Below are 18,146 nucleotides of genomic sequence, written 5' to 3' on the forward strand. Positions count from 1 at the left end.
TCAAGCAACAAGCTTGAATTTAAGGGCGCGGATTTCCTCGCCCAGCGTTTCAATGTCTGCAGGTCCAGGAAGCGGGCTCCGCAGAGCATTCGCCTTTACAGCGAGATCGTTCAAGCCGACGTTATAGGCCGCGCCTTTGATGGTGTGCAGTGCCCGGTCGATCCGCTCAGCGTCCTTACCGGCCAGTGCCGCCTTCAGTTCTTCGAGCAGGTCCGTCGCATCATCAAAGAAGGATATGACGAGCTCCTGGAAGACATCGGCACCGAGGGCATCGACGAGCTCGGTATAACGGGCGTCGTCCAGACCTTCGATGCCAAGACCCGGAAACCCGTCGATCGGCAAGACATTGGAGACATCGGGGTGCGGCAATTCCATAAAGACACTCTGTTCGGTCACAGTTTGAGATACGGGACGGTCGGTTCGACCGGTCGTGGCCTTGGCAATCATTTTCTTCAATCGATCCATGGTGACTGGTTTTGACTCGAACCCCGTCATCCCCGCTTCCAGGCATTTCCGCCGATCGTCGTCGGACGCGTTGGCAGTCATCGCGATGATCGGCGTCGCTGCTGAGGGGCCGCCTTCTGCAATGATACGGCGGGTCGATTCAATGCCATCCATCACAGGCATCTGCATGTCCATGAGGATCACGTCGAACTTGTTTTCCCGCGCGATAGAAACAGCTTCGGCACCGTCATTGGCCACGACGACATCCTGTCCGAGCAGGGCAAGGAACCGGCAGGCGACGATCTGGTTCACCTTGTTGTCCTCGACCAGCAGGATCCGGCTGCGTTTCAAAGGCGCGTCCATCCCCGCACGCGTTGCAGCTGCGGCATTTTCCTGACGCTCGGCCACGGTCACGGGAAGTTCGAACCAGAAGATGCTTCCCACGCCGACGGTCGAGCTCATGCCCAGTTCACCGCCGAGCTTCTCCACGATCTGCTTGCAGATCGTCAGACCCAGTCCGGTACCGCCATAGCGACGGCTGATCGAAGCATCGACCTGCGAGAAGGGTTTGAAGAGCTTGTCGAGACCAGCCTCGTCGATGCCAATACCGGTGTCTTCGACCTCGAAGCGGATCATCAACTTGCCTTCGCGATAGAAGTCTCGCAGACGCAGCGTGACGGTTCCCTGGTCGGTGAATTTGACAGCATTGGACAGCAGGTTGAGCAGAACTTGGCGCAGGCGGGTCGGGTCTGTCTTGACATAGAGCTGACGCAGGGAGTCGGGCAGATCGAGAATGATCGCGTTGCCATGCTCGTCGGCGCGACCGCGAATGATGCTCGCCGTGGTTTCCGCCAGGCTTTCGATCTCGAATACGCGTTCCTCGATCTCGAGCTTGCCATGCTCGATCTTGGAAAAATCGAGGATCTCGTTGATGATTTCGAGCAGGGCTTCACCCGACGTCCGGATAGTCTTGACGCTTGAAAGAGCCTCGTCCGGAAGCTCGGTCAGCTCCAGCAGTTCCGACATTCCAAGGATGGCATTCAGCGGCGTCCGGATCTCATGCCCCATCGTCGCCATGAACTGCGACTTCGTGCGGTTGCCTGCATCTGCGGCTTCATACGCCTCAGTAAGCTTGGTCGCCATGTCCTGCAGTTCACGGCTGGCTTTGCGAACCGAGCGGAGCTGCCTGTTCAGTGTGATCACGAGGAAAATGACCGAGATCATCAGCAGACCGAGCATGACCGCAGAGGTTCGCTCCAGGCGCTGGATGTGGGTGGCAAGATCGGCGCGCTCGTTGCTGACGCGCATGTTGGTGTAAAGAAGAAACTCATCGGTCACGCGCCCGAGCCCTGTGAGCGAATGCTCAAGCTCGCCCAATTGCGCAACCGACGGCGTTTGTCCCGCGGCATAAGCATCAAACAGGTTTTGATGACCGTGGATAACATTCCCCACCTGATCGATGAAGTTCCGGACCTTTCCGTCTTCACTGAAATAGGCGCCAAACTTCGTCTGGTCGATCAGGTTGATGCGGGAGTAGATGATGTCGTAGCGCAGCGAGAGCTCGTTGAGAGCGTCCGGCGTCGCTTCCCTGCCGCTCAGCCGAGCAAGCGAGTGGTTAATCTGCCGGACCTCACGGTCGAGCTGGTATACGGACCAGATGGCGTTCTCGCGAACGCCATCTTCAAGAATCTTGTATTGGCGGGCAATGTCGATGACCAGCAGGATCAAGACCGCCAGGAGAACGGACGAGACGATCTGCAGAACCAGGGCTATACCGCCCCGATCCTTGGTCTTTCGAAGCATTGCGCCCACTGCAATCACTGGCCAACCTCAATTGCCTTGATCTGCCAAACCGAGCGGGCAAAGTATTTCTCGTTTAGGAGGCCCTTATCCTGATCAAAGGGATAAACCAGCATCAGCGGGCCCTTGTCGCGGACGGACATCAGCTTGCCGTCGAGATGGGTCGCAAGCATCGTCGCCATCTCGGCGTCTTCCGCCGGCACATCAGCGGCGTAGTCGTTGATGGCGCGGACCTTCAGCTGCGAGCCTGTCGCACCCACTGCCTCCAGGACTGATTTCAGCAAGGGGCCCTTGAAGGTGACGACACCCTTGGTCCACGGTGTTTCCATCTTGGCTTCACGACCGGCCAGCTTCTCCAGCATCGCAAGATCGAACTGTGCGGTATCGCCGACATTGGTCTCGCTGATTTCGCCCTGAACCGTCAGAACGACAGGACCCGTCGGGGCATCCAGCGCCAGAGCCGGGAAAACAACGCCGGCACTCATGACGACTGCAAGGGCTATGGACTTCACATGCGATGCACTAGATCGAGACATGAGGCGCTCCTTAAGCATATTTTTGCACGCTCCCGGCGGCGCCGAGATGTGCGTTGAGCAGTTGACGAAATGCGACGGCTTCGACCGGCTTGTTCAGGAAATCCGTCACACCGGCTGCGGACGCTTCTTCCTTTAGACGCGGTTCGGTTTCGGCGGTGATCATGACGACTGGAACATGGGCATAGCGGTCCATCAGTCGAACGGCCTTGATGAGCTGGAGGCCCGACATCCCCGGCAGAAGATGATCAACGATCAACATCGAGAAGACTTGCGTATGGCACAAGGCGAGCGCGGACGCCCCGTCATTCGCCACCTGGATTTCCTCGTCCGTTACCTTCTTCGCAAGATGCTTGATGATCATTGCGTTGGTAGGATTGTCCTCGACAATCAGAATGCCCATGAGCTTGCTTCCTCGACATCAACTGTTCGGTCTCGCCGCCGAGTGTCCATGCGGCAGTTAACTTTTGATGGAGGATGTGTACCAGTAAGAGGCTGAGATTGGCTGAAACGGACTGATAGAATTTTATCTATCGTGATTCTTTATTAGATTTTCTGAATTTCTGGACCGTTGTTTTTTCGCGCCATACGCGCATTAGAAGCCTTCAAGCACGAAATCAGCCTTCTGGCTTTGCTCGATCACCAGACGGCCATTTGGCAGATCATTGCCCACCACTTTTGCCGTGATTGCTTCCGGTGACAGCCCGTAAAAGCGCCAACGCTCAATCAATCGCCGCTCCAATTCTTCAATCGGTGGCGCAACCATGACCGTCAGATCGAAGTTATCAGCGATGCCGGCCCAGTTGCCCTGTGCCAACAAGAGATAGTTGCCTTCGGCAATGATGATATCGACATCCGGCGCGATGCAACGCGCTGCACAGATCGCAAGCTCCCGAGATCTGTCGAATACGGGAACGAAGACTTCGCCCCCCTCACGCACGGCGCGCAGCACGGCGCTCAAACCCCGCACGTCGAACGTCTCGGGCGCTCCCTTACGAGCAAGCTGGCCTCGTTGTTCAAGGATGGCATTGTCGAGGTGGAACCCATCCATGGGCAAGACGGCACTTCGACGCCCGCGTGTGGACAATGCCTCATGAAGACGGTCTGCGAGAGTGGATTTGCCGGCACCCGGTGGTCCCGCCACCCCCACGACACAGCGGGCGCCCTTCAGCGCCCGCCTTTCGATCTCGTCAACCAGTATGTCCAGGTCGCGGTTCACGCAGCGATATCCGCATCGGGCGCTGCGCGCGCACCGGTCATGAAAGCGACCGCATCGGACATGGTGTAATCCTTCGGGTTGATGACGCAGAGGCGCTTGCCGAGACGATGGACATGGATGCGGTCCGCCACTTCGAAGACATGCGGCATGTTGTGCGAAATCAGGACAATCGGCATGCCGCGCGAACGCACGTCCAGTATCAGTTCCAGAACCTTGCGGCTCTCCTTGACGCCGAGGGCTGCCGTCGGCTCATCGAGGATGATGACCTTGGAGCCAAAGGCTGCAGCCCGGGCAACCGCCACACCCTGACGCTGCCCGCCCGAAAGCGTCTCCACCGCCTGGTTGATGTTCTGGATGGTCATCAGACCGAGTTCTGACAACTTGTCGCGGGCAAACTTCTCCATTGCCGGACGGTCGAGCTTGCGGAAGACGGAGCCCATGACGCCGGGCTTGCGGATTTCGCGACCGAGGAACATGTTGTCGGCGATCGAGAGCGCCGGCGACAAAGCAAGGTTCTGGTAGACGGTCTCGATGCCAGCCCTGCGCGCCTCGATCGGCGAACGGAAGTTGATCGTCTTGCCTTCGAGCTTGATCTCGCCTTCATCCGGTGTGACCGCGCCAGAGATCGCCTTGATCAGCGAGGACTTGCCGGCACCGTTGTCGCCGATGACGGCGAGGATTTCGCCCGGATAGAGGTCGAAGTCTGCATTGTCGAGGGCGGTGACACGGCCGTAACGCTTGACCAGGCCACGGGCGGTGAGAATGGGTTCCTGGGTCATCAGCCTGCTACCTTTCTGATCCACTGGTCGATTGCGACGGCGGCGATGATCAGCACGCCCGTCAGGAGCACCTTCCATTGCGGATCGGCACCGAGCATGTTGAGCCCCATGGAGACCACGCCGACGATGAGGGCACCGAAGAGTGTCCCGAGGATCGAACCGCGTCCGCCGAAGAGCGAGATGCCGCCGACCACCGCTGCGGTGATGGCCTGAAGATTGTAATCCGTGACCGCAGCAGACGGCGAGATCGAGCCATTGCGGCCGATCGAGACCCAGGCGGCCAGGCCTGCGATGACGCCGGCAAGCGTGTAGGTGCCGAGCAGAACGCGGTCGGTGCGGATGCCGGCGAGTTCAGCCGCCTCGGGATCGTCGCCCACCGCATAGAGGTGGCGGCCCCAGGCCGTGTGGTTGAGTGCGTACCAGAGCCCGAATACCAGAAGCAGCATGAAGACGACGCCGAGGGTGAACACGGCCTTGCCGACTTTGAAGCTTTCGCCGAAGACCTGGAGGAAGGGCGCGATCGCCTCTACGTCGGCATCACGCAGCGTCTCGTTGGCCGAGTAGATGAAATTGGTGGCCATGACGATGTACCAGGTGCCCAGCGTCACGATGAAGGGCGGAAGCTTGACCTTCGCAACGAGCACACCGTTGAGCAGACCACACAGTCCGCCAACAGCCAGGCCGATCATCACCGAAATACCGGACGGAATACCGTAGTTGATGGCGCAGTTGCCCATTACCACAGCCGAGATGACCATCACAACACCGATCGACAGATCGATGCCGGCGGTCAGAATGACCAGCGTCTGGGCCGCGCCGAGAATGCCGACGACGGCAATCTGCTGGAGAATAAGCGTCAGCGTGTAGCTTGAGAAGAACTTGCCGCCAATCGTCATGCCGAAGATGATGATCGACATCACGAGAACGATCAGTGGCACAGCCGCCGGCGTTGAGTGTAGAAAGTGCTGTATCTTGCGCAGAGTGGAGCGGTCCTCAAAGGCAGCCACGCTCGTGTCACTCTGGGTCAGCACCTTCTCGAATTCCTGGGCTCCCGCCATCTAACTCTCCTCCCGATGTGTTTCTCGCGCCGGTCGCCGGGCACGTATCGACACGGGGCGGCCAAAGCCGCCCCGATCCTTGGTGGTCCGCCATCAAGCGCCGGGGATCAACCCCAGCACTTGTCCGTGCCTTCCTTGACGCTGATCGATTCGACGCCGGCAGCCGGCTTGTCGGTGACGAGGGCGACACCGGTGTCGAAGAAGTCCTTGCCTTCGGTCGGCTTCGGCTTTTCACCGGTTTCAGCAAACTTCTTGATCGCTTCCACGCCGAGCGATGCCATCAGCAGCGGATACTGCTGTGAGGTGGCGCCGATCTGGCCCTCAGCAACCGCCTTGACGCCCGGGCAACCGCCGTCAACGGAGACGATCAGAACATCGTTTTCCTTGCCGACTGCCTTGAGAGCCTGGTAGGCGCCGACAGCGGCCGGTTCGTTGATGGTGTGGATGACGTTGATATCAGGATCCTTCTGGAGAAGGTTTTCCATGGCCTTGCGGCCGCCTTCTTCGTTGCCGTTCGTCACGTCGTGGCCGACGATGCGTGCATCGTCTTCGTCACCGATCTTGTTCGGGTCCTTCGGGTCGATGCCGAAGCCGATCATGAAGCCCTGGTCGCGCAGTACGTCAACGGTCGGCTGCGACGGGACGAGGTCGAGGAAGCCGATCTTGGCGTCCTTGGCCTTGTCGCCGAGGGTGGCTGCAGCCCACTGACCGATCAGCTTACCGGCAAGCAGGTTGTCGGTGGCGAAGGTGGCGTCGGCAGCGGTTGCCGGATCGAGCGGCGTGTCGAGGGCGATCACGAGCAGGCCGGCTTCCTGGGCCTTCTTGACCTGGTCAACGATGGCCTTGGTGTCGGAAGCGGCGATCAGGATGCCCTTGGCGCCGTCAGCGATGCAGGATTCGATAGCTGCAACCTGGCTGTCATGGTCGCCATCGACCTTGCCGGCATAGGCCTTCAGGTTGACGCCGAGTTCGGCGGCCTTGGCCGTCGCGCCTTCCTTCATCTTGACGAAGAAGGGGTTGGTATCGGTCTTGGTGATGAGGCAGGCCGAAACGTCGGCAGCCTGGACCGGAGCAGCGAAGACGACGCCCAGAGCGAGGGTCGACAGGGCGGCGGTGATCAGAGATTTCTTCATTTGGTATCCTCCCGAGATGGTTCGGCCAGCTCCTCCGGCCGCAACGTGTCGGCACGGATCGCGAGCCTCGCAATCCGATCCGGATCCTGTCGGACCCGCTCCTCCACGAGCACAGTTAGAACATCAGAATATTTCGTCTGTCAATAAATAAATCCAGTTGAATTAATAACCGGGTGTGACATTGTGGTATTGCCTTTCGAGACTGGAAAGGCGGTCGGGAGGAGCGACCCAATTGGTACATGACGACCTTGCACATGCGGCCGAACAGCCACTGCGGGTGAGCGCCGGCGGCGGCTCCAACCAGGTGCGCGTACGCGCCTACAACGAGCGACTCGTGCTTTCGCTTGTTCGTCAGCATCCGGGCTGCTCCAAGGCTGACATTACCCGCATGACAGGGCTTTCCGCGCAAACCGTTTCCGTCATCATGCGTGCGCTGGAGAGCGAGCAACTCCTTTTGCGCGGCGAGCCGATCCGCGGACGCGTCGGACAGCCGTCCGTTCCCATGTCGATCAATCCGGATGCGGTCTTCTCTTTCGGCGTCAAAATCGGTCGGCGCAGCGCGGATCTCGTCCTGATGGATTTCCTCGGGCAGATCCGCGAGCAGAGACATCAGACCTATCCGTTTCCCCATCCGCACCACCTTCTCCCCTTCATCTGTGAGGGGATCGCCGAGCTCGAGGCCTCGATGGGCGAGGCTGAACGTAGCCATATCGCCGGCGTTGGCATCGCTGCTCCGTTCGAACTGTGGAACTGGGCAGAAGAGGTCGGAGCGCCCGAAGGCGCCATGGACATCTGGCGCAGTGTTGACTTGCAGGCAGAGGTGCAGGCGCGCACCACCTACCCTGTTTATCTCAGAAATGACGCGACCAGCGCCTGCGGCGCGGAGCTGGTGTTCGGCGCTGGCCAGCGCTACCCGGATTTCGTCTATTTCTACATTGGTTCGTTCATCGGCGGCGGCATCGTTGTCAATTCCGCGCTTTTTGTCGGGCGCACCGGAACAGCCGGTGCCATCGGCCCCCTGCCCGTCCGCGACAAGCATGGCGAGACACGGCAGCTGCTCGACATCGCCTCGATCTTTGTTCTCGAAAACCTGCTGCGCGAGCGCGGCATAGACCCGCAGCCCTTGTGGTATCAGGCTGAAAGCTGGATTGATTTCGGCGAACCCTTGGAATTGTGGATACAAGATACGGCAGCAGCCCTCGCCCAAGCCGTGATTGCTGCCGCATCGATCATCGACTTTGCCGCCGCCATCATTGAAGGCGGCTTCCCCGATTGGGTTCGACGGCGCCTCGTGGCTGCCACGATCGCAGCCGTGAACCGACTGGACCTGCAGGGCGTCGTGATGCCCGACATCGTTGAAGGCGAAGTGGGTGCGCAAGCGCGCGCCATCGGAGGTGCCAGCCTCCCGATCTTCGACCGCTACCTCATAGACCAAACAGTGCTATTCAAGGATACCAAGCATGCTGAAGGCCATTGACCCGCTACTCTCGCCCGAGCTTCTCTCGACCTTGCGCGCCATGGGACACGGCGACGAGATTGCTATCGTGGACGGAAACTACCCGGCGCTGGAACACGCCCGGCGCCTAGTTCGGCTCGACGGGCACCATTTGATTCCTGTTCTCAATGCAGTGCTGAGCGTCCTGCCAATCGACGACTTCGTACCTGAGGCAATCTTTCGATCGACGGTCGGCGGCAAGCCAGAGCAGATCGACCCGATCCATCAGCAGATCATCGACTGCTGCGGGATGCACGAGCCAAAGGTTGCCGTCACGCCGCTGGTTGGCCAGGATTTCTACATGCGCGTGAAGGCTGCCCATACAATCGTGCAGACGGGCGAGCCGAAGCTCTATGCCAATGTCATTCTGCGCAAAGGCGTCATCTATCCGCCGGCTTGACCCCGGCGGATCCTCTTTTGGATCAACCCTCAAGGGCGCGCGAGATGCGGCGGGAAAGTTCCAGCGGGTTCTTCAGAATGATGGCCCTATTGGTGCGCTCGACCAGCTCCTCGCGTGCCAGGCGCGACATTTCACGCGACACCGTCTCGCGGCTCGAGCCAATGTGCTCTGCCAGTTCCGCATGAACCAGCGGTGGCGAGATAATGCGCTCGCGGCCGCCGTCATTGCGCACCCGCGAGAGACGCAAGAGCGTGTTGTAGAGGCGATGCTTGGTGTCGAGGAACGAGAGTTCGGACAGCCGGTCGTTCATCGCGCGGATACGACGGGACAGGAGCTGCATCAGCGACAGCGACACGTCCGGACGTTGTCTCAGAATATCGTGGAAGACTGCGTAGGGAATGACGGTCACGGTGGAGTCATTCACTGCCATGAGGCTGGCTGAACGTGCGAGATCGTCGATTGCCGCCTGCTCACCAAGCACATCGCCCCGCTTGAACGAGCCCAGGATTGCTTCCTTGCCGACGGTGAAGCGCAGTACGGCACGGATCTCACCCGACTGGACCACAAACACATCCTTCGACATATCTTCGAAATCGACGAGACTTTCGCCGGCTGACAGCGTGCGGGAGTGACACCGCGTAAGCCATTCACGGTCCTCTTCCGGCGACAGAGCGGAAAAGATAGCGCAACCGCGCAAGGTCGGCGGAATGATGTGAACTGAGGTCAAGCCAGAGCCTGGCAGAGGTTGTGGTTTCATCTGTACAATACTTGTTCGTTGGGCCTGTATCGAGCCCGTTGGACACAGTTCGTCAGCGCCGCCGCCCCGAGGCGACAAACAACCGACCATGAATTTTTGTTTCGACTGCCAGTAGTTTAACTGTTTTTACAAGAGTTTGTGCATCGTGGCAGTATTAAGGCGAAGCGGTCATCCGATAGACCCGGAAGACGGTCCCCACACATCTGTCAGTGAAAAACCACGTTCAAACGGATCGAACGGGTCCAATGCGACCTGATGAAGCCCGAACGTGAAGCCCCGTCCGCTGATCGTCGGGATGACGGCTGGCCGGCCAGCGACTTCCGTGAGCCCGGAGAGACCCACCTGAAACTCCGAACCGATGATCGAACGTGACAGCCGCATTTCTCCAACGGCGATCTGCCCTCTAGCATGTAAGGCAGCAAGGTTTGCCGAATTGCCGGTGCCGCAGGGCGAGCGATCAACACGACCTGGCCACATGGTGGTGCAGGTGCGGATCGCCCCATCGGGATCGATATCGCGGAACATGACATAGGCCACGCCAGAGATGGCCGGGATCTCGGGATGGACGACATTGATCCGGCGGTTGATTTCTTCCTTGAGGATCATGCCGGCCTCAACGAGAGCACGCGCATTGGCCTTGTCGATTGTCAGCCCGACCTGGGCAACATCGACGAGGGCATAGAAGATACCGCCATAGCTGAGATCGAAAGTAATCTGGCCGAAGGCTTCGGTGTCCAGCACCACATCAAGCTCATGGACGAAAGACGGCACCATGGTGAGTTCGACGCGTTCGCACCGCCCGTCGTGGCAGGTGGCCTTTGCCCTCACGAGGCCCGCTGCCGTTTCCAGCACGACCACGGTTTCCGGCTCCTTCATCTCGACCATGCCGCTTTCGAGAAGGGCCGTCGTGACGCAGATCGAATTCGAGCCGGAACTGGCATGGGCCTGATCAGGCTGCAGGATGACAAAGGCCGCATCAGCGTCGGGATGGCGCGGCGGCAGAAGGAGATTGACCGAACCGATCGGAGCACCACGCGGCTCCAATACCAGCATCCGCCTCAATTCTTCACCTTTCGGATCCGTATTGAGCCAGAAGAGCTGGTCCGCAATCGTATCACCGGGGATTTTCGGGACACCCCCAACCGCGACCTTGCCGATCTCGCCCTCGGCGTGAACGTCAAGAAGCTGCAGTGTGCGTTTCCATCTCATGTGATCAATCCGACGTGCTCGCCGCGTATCCCCTCAGATGGGACAGCTTGTTTTCACCATGCACCAGACGCGATCAGCAGTTCTTGCAATGCAAGATCGCTGCCATGTCCGATACATTGTATGTGATATAACACACCGGCCGTATCACCAAGATCTTATTCGCACATGCAGCATGAACTGTAAGAAAAGGTTAACTGAGAAACCGCTGATTTATGCGTGTTCTACCGTGAAGTGTTCCGCCTCAAGCAGCACACCTGTGCGGACATGCGCAAAGATTACAGCGGCTGCCGCGCCGTTGCCATCAGCATCATAGTAGAGCGCGCCTGATGCCTGATCATGCAGAATGCGCTGATCAGCCGTGGTCGCCTGACTGCCAGTGCCAAAGGCCGATTCCAGCAATGCTCCGAGGTCGATTTCGGAAAAGACGAGATCATCCAGCACGATGCGATCAGCGTTCACATCGAAATCCATGATCTGATCGGCATTGCCTGCACCGGTTTCGGCAAAGAAGAACCTGTCGGCACCGGCACCACCGGTCAGTGTATCGTTGCCAAGGCCGCCTGCCAGCCAATCATTACCGGTCCCGCCGATCAGCGTATCGTTACCGCCGAGGCCATGAAGGCGATCATTGCCGAGGCCGCCGTCGAGACGGTCGTTACCGGCGCCGCCAGTCATGACATTATCCAAGGCATTGCCCGTGCCGGCGAAGCTCGAAGAACCGGAATAGGACAGGTTTTCAACGTTGTTGCCCAGCTTGTAGGAAACAAGCGACGTCTGGATCGTGTCGATACCGGCGCCGCCCGCCTCGACCACCGCATCTTTGACGTGGTCCACGATATAGAGATCGTTGCCAGCACCACCTTCCAGACGGTCGGTGCCTGTGCCCCCGATCAAAGTGTCATTGCCGAGGCCACCGATCAGGCGATCGTTGCCGGCACCGCCAGACAAGAGGTCGTTTGCGGCACCGCCGGTCAACGTGTTGGCAAGCTCATTGCCGTAGCCGGCAAAATCGCTCGAACCGTCATAGACAAGGTTTTCAACCCAAGCCGCGAGACTGAGGCTGGCCAGCGTGGTTCTGGCAGTGTCCGTGCCGCCGGTGCGCGTTTCGATCAAAACGTCCTCGACGTTGTCGACATAGTAAGTGTCGTTACCCGCGCCGCCGTCCATACGGTCAACACCGATGCCACCGTGCATGACGTCATTTCCAGCACCGCCACTCAGAGTGTCATTGTCAGCGCCTCCGTAGAGCACGTCATTGCCAGCCTCACCCACGAGAATGTCGTTGCCGGCATTGCCGGACAGGGTGTCATTACCCTTGCCTCCCTCAATGCGATCCATCATCTCCCCACCCGAGAGGGCGTCCGCGCGGGCCGTGCCGCGCAGAAGGACGGGAGTGGTCTGGGCATCATCGTTGACGACGGTTACGACGGCAGTTGCGGCATCCAGCACCAGACCGGAGGACGGCGCAGACAAGGTCAGCTTGAAGGTCTCGTTGCCTTCGAATGTCGAGTCTGCCGCCACATAGATCGTGACCAGCTTGGATGTTTCGCCGGCTGCAAAGGTGACCGTGCCGGACATCGGACCTGAGAAATCACTGCTGCTCGCCGCGTTGGTTCCCGTGCCTGCGACCTGCCAGGACACGGTTTCGCCAGCGGCTGCCGCTTTGCTAAGAGAGACGGTAAAGGTCACGGCGGTTGTGGTTCCCGTACCCTCCTGAACCTGCGCCTGCGCCGTTGCGACAGAGACCTGTGCCGGCAGATAGGACGGATCGATCAGTGAAGCGACCGAACGCTCGACATTCATCGAGTCGATGAAGCGCTCGACTGCGAAGATCGTATCGCGTCCGATCAGGGCCCCCATGAAGGTGAAGGTTGCCGTGGCGACAGAGTATGTCCAGGTAATGTTTGACCAGATGTCATTGAAGAAGACCGCGTCAGTGCCATCGCCACCATCAACAGTGTCATTGCCGGCGCCGGCGGCGATGCTGTCATTGCCACCAAGAGCCGCGATCACGTCATTGCCACCATTCGTGGTGATGGCGTTGTTGGCAGAGTTGCCCTGGACGGAGTCGTTGCCATTGCCGGTAACCGCATTCTCGATCCACGCACCGCGGGCAATCGAGATGTTCATGGTCATGCTGTTGGCGGAGGAGAAAGATCCGGGCGCCAGATCGACGGTGCTCGCGGTGCTCCAGCCCGACAGGTTCAGCGTGTCGATGCCGCTTGCGTCCCAGATGCAGATGATCGGATTGAGGTTCTGGGCGAAGTTGTAGATGGCAGCCGTGGCGCCGGTGATGTTGGACTGGAAGCCGTAGACCGTGTCGCCAGTGCGTGTCGTGGTGTCGACACCATACATGGTCTGCATCGCCATGATGTCATTCATCATCGGCGTCTGTGGCGCATAGAGCCTACCATCGGCGCCGACCCAATCCGCCCAGGCAACCTGGCCCTCGCCGTTCGAGGCGCCACCACCCCAGGAGGGACCAAAATAGGACATGACAGAATAGACAGTGGAGTCCTGATAAGACGACGGGGTATCGGCACTGCCGTTGTATTCGCCCATATGCTCCAGACCGAGCGCATGGCCGATCTCGTGAACAACGGTGAGGAAACCGTGCGAACCGATCTTCGGCGTCATCAGGTCATTGGTGCCCTGACTGGAATTGTAAGCGCTGTTGAACCAAACACTGCCGACCGTTGGGAAATAGGCATGCGCATAACTCACGCCGGAGGTGGCATTGCCGAATTCGATGTTGGACGATGTGGAGGTCGTTCCAGCCGCGACCTTCTGGATGGAGGATGCAATTACATCGTCCCAAAGCATCAGGGAAAGCTCAGCCTGCGCCTGCTGCGTCGCATTGAGTGCGGTGAAGCCGTTTTCGCTTGAATAGCGGGCCATGGCCGTGACCACAGTCGGGAACGAATAGGTGATCGTTGAGCCGGACCAGCGTGAACCGGAATTGAGTTGGTCGATAACCTGCTGATCGGTCCAGACAGAAAGCGCCATTACATTCCCTCATTGTGCAAACGGGCCATCAGGCCTTCGAGGCACAGGTCTATCAGGGAAAGCTTTTGTTCGAGTTAGGAGAAGCGGTTACCGATCACCGCAGACATTCCGTCAAAGTTTATCGATCTACGCTGACGTAGCGAAGACTTGCAAAACTATCAGTGTTTTCAGAGAGGAGAATGGCGCACCCGAAGAGATTCGAACTCCTGACCCCCAGATTCGTAGTCTGGTGCTCTATCCAGCTGAGCTACGGGTGCGTGCCGTGCCGACCTGTCGTCGGCGTGTGGCGATCCTCTAAAGCGTGCCGATCAGGATTGCAAGCACCTTTCCGAAAAAAGAGTCATTTTGATTTCATAAACCTCGGCGTAGAGGCTGGAAGTGCCCTTAAGCGCGGGCGCGAAAATCATCCAGAGCGACTGGCCTGTCAGGGATTTCGACCCTGAACATCGTGCCGGCACCGGGCTTTTCCACAAGCGCAATCGTTCCGCCATGGGCGATTACCAGTTCTCTAGCGATGGCAAGGCCGAGACCGGTGCCCCCGGAGCGCGCCGAGCCCCGGAAGGCGAGGAAAAGGTTCTCCCGCGCCTTTCGCGGCATGCCCGGACCTGTGTCGTCGATGGTGATGGAGACCACCGATCCGGTGCGCTGTGCAGATACGGTGATTCGTCTTGGATGGTCGGGATCTTCCGGCACGAATGTCGACAATGCCTGCATGGCGTTGCGGCAGATGTTGTGAACAATGCGGAACATCTGCTCGCTGTCAGCATCGATCTCGACATCAGCAGCAACCAGTTCGATGAACTCGATCCGGCTGTCTGGCGTCAGATGCAACAGCTCGCGAACCTCGCGACACACGTCGACAAGGGGAAAACGGCGACGGCGCGGGGCGGCTTCGGCCGTCTGGCCATAGGCAAGCACTTCGTTGGTGTAACCGACCGCTCGATCGATGGTACGCAGCAGTTTCGGCGCAAAACTCTTGACCAGAGGATCTTCGACATCGACGAGCCGGTCGGACATAAGCTGCGCCGATGCGAGGATGTTGCGCATGTCGTGATTGATCTTTGAGACGGCGAGGCCAAGATCGGCCAATGTCTTTTGCTGACGAAGGGTTTTCTGCAGCTGGTCCTGCATGCGGGCCAAGTGTCGCCCGGCCACCGCCACCTCATCGCGACCTTCGCTCGCTGGCAGGATGCCGGCCGGATCCTGCGGGTTTTCCGCGAATGCCTGCATGCTTCGGGCAAGTCGGCGTACCGGCACGACCATGGTCCGATTGATGGCAAGGAACAACAGCAGGCCCGTGATGACGGAAATCGCCAGGGAGATAACCAGGATGTTTCGCGAATATCCGAGCATCGCCTTGCGAAGCCCGTACTCCTGCATGACGATCTCAATGATCATGTCGCTATCCGCAACCGGACCATAGACGCGCAACATGCGATCACCACCGAAGAACAGGGTGTAGAACGCATCCCGGACCGACTGAAGGCCGGAATAATCGGCAAGATCGAAGGCCGCGTCTACTTCACTGGGGATTTCAGCGACGGCCAGCAGGCGTGACGTTCCTTCCTTCCGCAAAACGATCGCCTGCGTTCCCGTGCTGGCCAGCGTGTCATCCTGTACATGACGGGGAAGCTCGAGCGGCTGAAGGCCATCGATGACGACGGCAGCGGCAGCGGCCGTGTTCAGCCGATCTTCAAGCCAGCGAAGCCGCATGGTCGCAATGGATGGGGCGAAGATTAGAATTTCGGCAAGCATGACAAAAGCGATCGTCAGCCATAGCAACTTGCCCGAAAGCCCACGAATGCGCGGCGGCATCTGATAGCCTTCGGATAGTCCAGACTGCATCTCGTTGTCCTGCGGGTCGAGCATGCCGCCTCGTTCCTTGCCGTGTTTCATCCTTTTTAGGGACGCCGTCCCTCTGAGACATGACTTTAGTGCAGTGCGAAAGTCTTGACCATGCGCAAGACCGCCGCAAACATGAAACTTTGTTCATGTAAACGAAAAGGCCGCGGCATCGGATGCTGCGGCCCTTCTTTTTTACTTGAATACTCTGGATCAGAGTTCTTCCCAGCTTTCCGCCTTGGCAGCGGTGGCCGTGGCGCGTGACGAACCGCCGAAGGCTCGTGCGACGGATCCCATCATCTGGCGCGCCGGAGAGGCAGCAGGCTTGTGGCCCGAATGGGCGCCAACAGGCTGCGGCGCAGCGCCCTCATTGCCCAGACGGAACTGGGATACGATGCTCGCAAGATTGCTCGCCTCGGCCGAAAGCTTGTGGGTGGATGCGGATGTTTCCTCAACCATGGCGGCATTCTTCTGCGTGACCTGATCCATCTGGGCGATGGCGGTGTTCACTTCCACAAGCCCAGTGGCCTGCTCCTGAGCCGCAGACGCGATCGAGTGGATATGATCGTTGATCTGCAGCACCCGCGTTTCGATCTCCGACAGAGTTTCCCCGGTACGCTGGACGAGCTTGACGCCGCCTGCCACTTCGTCGCCCGACTTGGTGATCAGGGCCTTGATGTCTTTCGCGGCATTCGCCGAACGCTGTGCAAGTTCACGCACTTCCTGGGCAACGACTGCAAAACCCTTGCCAGCCTCACCGGCGCGGGCAGCCTCAACACCTGCATTCAGCGCCAACAGGTTCGTCTGGAAGGCGATCTCGTCGATCACATTGATGATCTGCGAGATTTCACGCGAAGCCTGCTCGATCCGGCCCATGGCATCAACGGCTTCGTTGACGACGATGGCAGATTGGGCCGCGCTCTGCTTGGCTTCCGTCACCATGTGACTGGCTTCCTGAGCCCGCTCGCTGGACTGGCGGACGACCGTCGTGATCTGATCGAGGGCGGCCGACGTCTCTTCAAGGGCGGCAGCCTGCTGTTCTGTGCGACGCGACAGATCGTTGGTCGCGGACGTCATTTCGCCGGTGCTGCCATTGATCAGGTCGGTCCTCCCCCTGATATCTGACATCATCTGACGCAGACGGCCGATCGAGCTGTTCACATTGGATTGCAGATCAGCAAAGACTCCCCGGAAATTGCCGCTCATCTGCTGGGTCAGGTCGTTTGCGGCCAGGCTTGTCAGCACACGATTGGTCTCGGAGACGCCGGTCTCGACGGAAATGAGCAGTTCATTGATTGTTGCGGCGAAGCGATTGAGGTTCGCGTCTTCATAGTCCTTGTCGATGCGACGGGAGAAATCACCGGCTGCGGCAGCGCTGACAACAGAGGCCATGCTTGACTGGAGGTCATCGCTCTTGGCGCGCATCGCGGTTTCCTGCGCATTCAGGCGCTGGACGGACAACCCATTCTCCTTGAAGACCGCAACCGCAGCGGCCATTTCGCCAATTTCGTCAGCCCGGCCATGATAGGGGATCTCCGCATCATAGTTGCCGGCGGCAATCGCATTCATCGATTCCGTTACCCGACGGATCGGGACGCTGAGGTGATTGACACCAATATGAATACCGAGACCCGCGCCGATGGCGAGCGCGACGATGGTTACACCTGAGATCATCGTCAGCATCAATTGCTCAAAGCTTGCAAGGCTTGCAGTCAATGTCTCGAGCTCTGCCTTGTCGATCTCAACGATGGCATCGATTTCAGCCTGGAAGGCCTTGCGGTTCGCACGGTTGGCATCCGTATTGCCCTGAGCATTCGCCTCGGCAGGGCCAACCTCGACGCCGAGACGAGCCGTCTCGCTTCGGAAGTTTCGGAATTCGGATGCCCTTTGCACCATGGCCTCGAACCCAGCGCTCTGGCTTTGCGGAACAAGCGGACGCCACTTCGCAAGTGCCGTATCCATCTTATCCAGATTCTTGGTAATGCTTTCGGCAAATGGCTTGGACTTTTCGGTCGAGGCCGCTGCATAAATGCCTCGGGCCTCCATCACCACTGCCGTTACCAGGCGATTGAGGTGCTCACCAAGATAGGTGCGCTGCGAGATCTGATGCAGCGCCTGGGATTTCACACTGTATTGGTAGGTGACGAAGATGCCCATGGCGCCGATAATGATCGAGGCTGCCCCGAGTATGCCGACCAGCGTATAGATCTTGCCGCTGACTTTCACGATACGAACTCTCCCCTTGCAGGCTCTCACCCCTGAGAGACCCCTAAAATGATATTGGGAGAATACACTCAATCCTTAACTATAACGGCCCCGACCTCAGCCCTTTGCTTGTCAGATCTGTTGCCCGGAGGACTTTTTGCGCGCCAGCTTCTTCCCCTAAGACTGCGGTTTGCAAGGAAGCTGCGCTCTTTTCGCTCAATGGTCGGGCCAGAGAGGCCTCGCGCTATACTGCAGAACTCTGGGTG

The 18,146-nt window shown here is 59.0% G+C and carries 14 protein-coding genes and 1 tRNA gene; 2 read left to right on the plus strand and 13 right to left on the minus strand.

Features of this window, described 5'->3' with window-relative positions; translation table 11 throughout:
* The 7 genes from IP76_RS00530 to IP76_RS00560 form a co-directional block, all read right to left on the minus strand.
* A complete protein-coding gene (locus IP76_RS00530) occupies nt 1-2,247 on the minus strand; it encodes an ATP-binding protein (protein ID WP_054156421.1) in 2,247 nt (748 codons plus the stop codon).
* A 14-nt stretch (nt 2,248-2,261) separates the two neighbouring features.
* Nucleotides 2,262-2,780: a molybdopterin-dependent oxidoreductase gene (locus IP76_RS00535; RefSeq protein ID WP_054156422.1), complete on the minus strand. Its 519-nt coding sequence runs from the start codon at nt 2,778-2,780 to the stop codon at nt 2,262-2,264.
* Between the two features lie 10 nt (nt 2,781-2,790).
* Nucleotides 2,791-3,180 (minus strand): response regulator, encoded by a 390-nt coding sequence (locus IP76_RS00540; RefSeq protein ID WP_054156221.1) that lies wholly within the window; start codon nt 3,178-3,180, stop codon nt 2,791-2,793.
* A gap of 192 nt (nt 3,181-3,372) precedes the next feature.
* The gene (locus IP76_RS00545) at nt 3,373-3,996 is read right to left on the minus strand and encodes a nucleoside triphosphate hydrolase (protein WP_054156222.1); all 624 of its coding nucleotides are present in this window, start codon (nt 3,994-3,996) and stop codon (nt 3,373-3,375) included.
* Entirely contained in the window at nt 3,993-4,775 is a 783-nt protein-coding gene (locus IP76_RS00550) for an ATP-binding cassette domain-containing protein (protein ID WP_054156223.1), read from the minus strand. Before IP76_RS00550 ends, IP76_RS00545 begins: the two co-directional genes overlap by 4 nt.
* The gene (locus tag IP76_RS00555; protein WP_054156224.1) at nt 4,775-5,833 is read right to left on the minus strand and encodes an ABC transporter permease; all 1,059 of its coding nucleotides are present in this window, start codon (nt 5,831-5,833) and stop codon (nt 4,775-4,777) included. The genes IP76_RS00550 and IP76_RS00555 overlap by 1 nt, the downstream gene beginning before the upstream one ends.
* Nucleotides 5,834-5,940: 107 nt before the next feature.
* Nucleotides 5,941-6,966 (minus strand): sugar ABC transporter substrate-binding protein, encoded by a 1,026-nt coding sequence (locus IP76_RS00560; RefSeq protein ID WP_054156225.1) that lies wholly within the window; start codon nt 6,964-6,966, stop codon nt 5,941-5,943.
* Between the two features lie 232 nt (nt 6,967-7,198).
* On the opposite strand from IP76_RS00560, the gene IP76_RS00565 reads away from it, so the two are divergent.
* Both IP76_RS00565 and IP76_RS00570 read left to right on the plus strand, forming a co-directional pair.
* Nucleotides 7,199-8,443 carry an ROK family transcriptional regulator gene (locus IP76_RS00565; protein ID WP_054156226.1) on the plus strand — a complete coding sequence of 415 codons (1,245 nt, stop codon included), beginning with the start codon at nt 7,199-7,201 and terminating at the stop codon, nt 8,441-8,443.
* The gene (locus tag IP76_RS00570) at nt 8,427-8,861 is read left to right on the plus strand and encodes an RbsD/FucU family protein (RefSeq protein ID WP_054156227.1); all 435 of its coding nucleotides are present in this window, start codon (nt 8,427-8,429) and stop codon (nt 8,859-8,861) included. Before IP76_RS00565 ends, IP76_RS00570 begins: the two co-directional genes overlap by 17 nt.
* Nucleotides 8,862-8,883: 22 nt before the next feature.
* Here the strand turns inward: IP76_RS00570 and IP76_RS00575 are convergent, their stop codons facing one another.
* The 6 genes from IP76_RS00575 to IP76_RS00600 form a co-directional block, all read right to left on the minus strand.
* A complete protein-coding gene (locus IP76_RS00575) occupies nt 8,884-9,588 on the minus strand; it encodes a Crp/Fnr family transcriptional regulator (RefSeq protein WP_245281349.1) in 705 nt (234 codons plus the stop codon).
* Nucleotides 9,589-9,786: 198 nt separating this feature from the next.
* A complete protein-coding gene (locus IP76_RS00580; RefSeq protein ID WP_054156229.1) occupies nt 9,787-10,827 on the minus strand; it encodes a proline racemase family protein in 1,041 nt (346 codons plus the stop codon).
* A 210-nt stretch (nt 10,828-11,037) separates the two neighbouring features.
* Nucleotides 11,038-13,833 (minus strand): M10 family metallopeptidase, encoded by a 2,796-nt coding sequence (locus IP76_RS00585; RefSeq protein WP_054156230.1) that lies wholly within the window; start codon nt 13,831-13,833, stop codon nt 11,038-11,040.
* A 180-nt stretch (nt 13,834-14,013) separates the two neighbouring features.
* Nucleotides 14,014-14,090 (minus strand) — tRNA-Arg (locus IP76_RS00590).
* Nucleotides 14,091-14,217: 127 nt separating this feature from the next.
* A complete protein-coding gene (locus tag IP76_RS00595) occupies nt 14,218-15,678 on the minus strand; it encodes a HAMP domain-containing sensor histidine kinase (RefSeq protein ID WP_245281352.1) in 1,461 nt (486 codons plus the stop codon).
* Nucleotides 15,679-15,888: 210 nt separating this feature from the next.
* A complete protein-coding gene (locus IP76_RS00600) occupies nt 15,889-17,901 on the minus strand; it encodes a methyl-accepting chemotaxis protein (RefSeq protein WP_054156231.1) in 2,013 nt (670 codons plus the stop codon).
* Nucleotides 17,902-18,146 lie beyond the last annotated feature (245 nt).

The organism is Rhizobium sp. AAP43 (assembly GCF_001296045.1).
In the GTDB taxonomy this organism is placed as follows: domain Bacteria; phylum Pseudomonadota; class Alphaproteobacteria; order Rhizobiales; family Rhizobiaceae; genus Allorhizobium.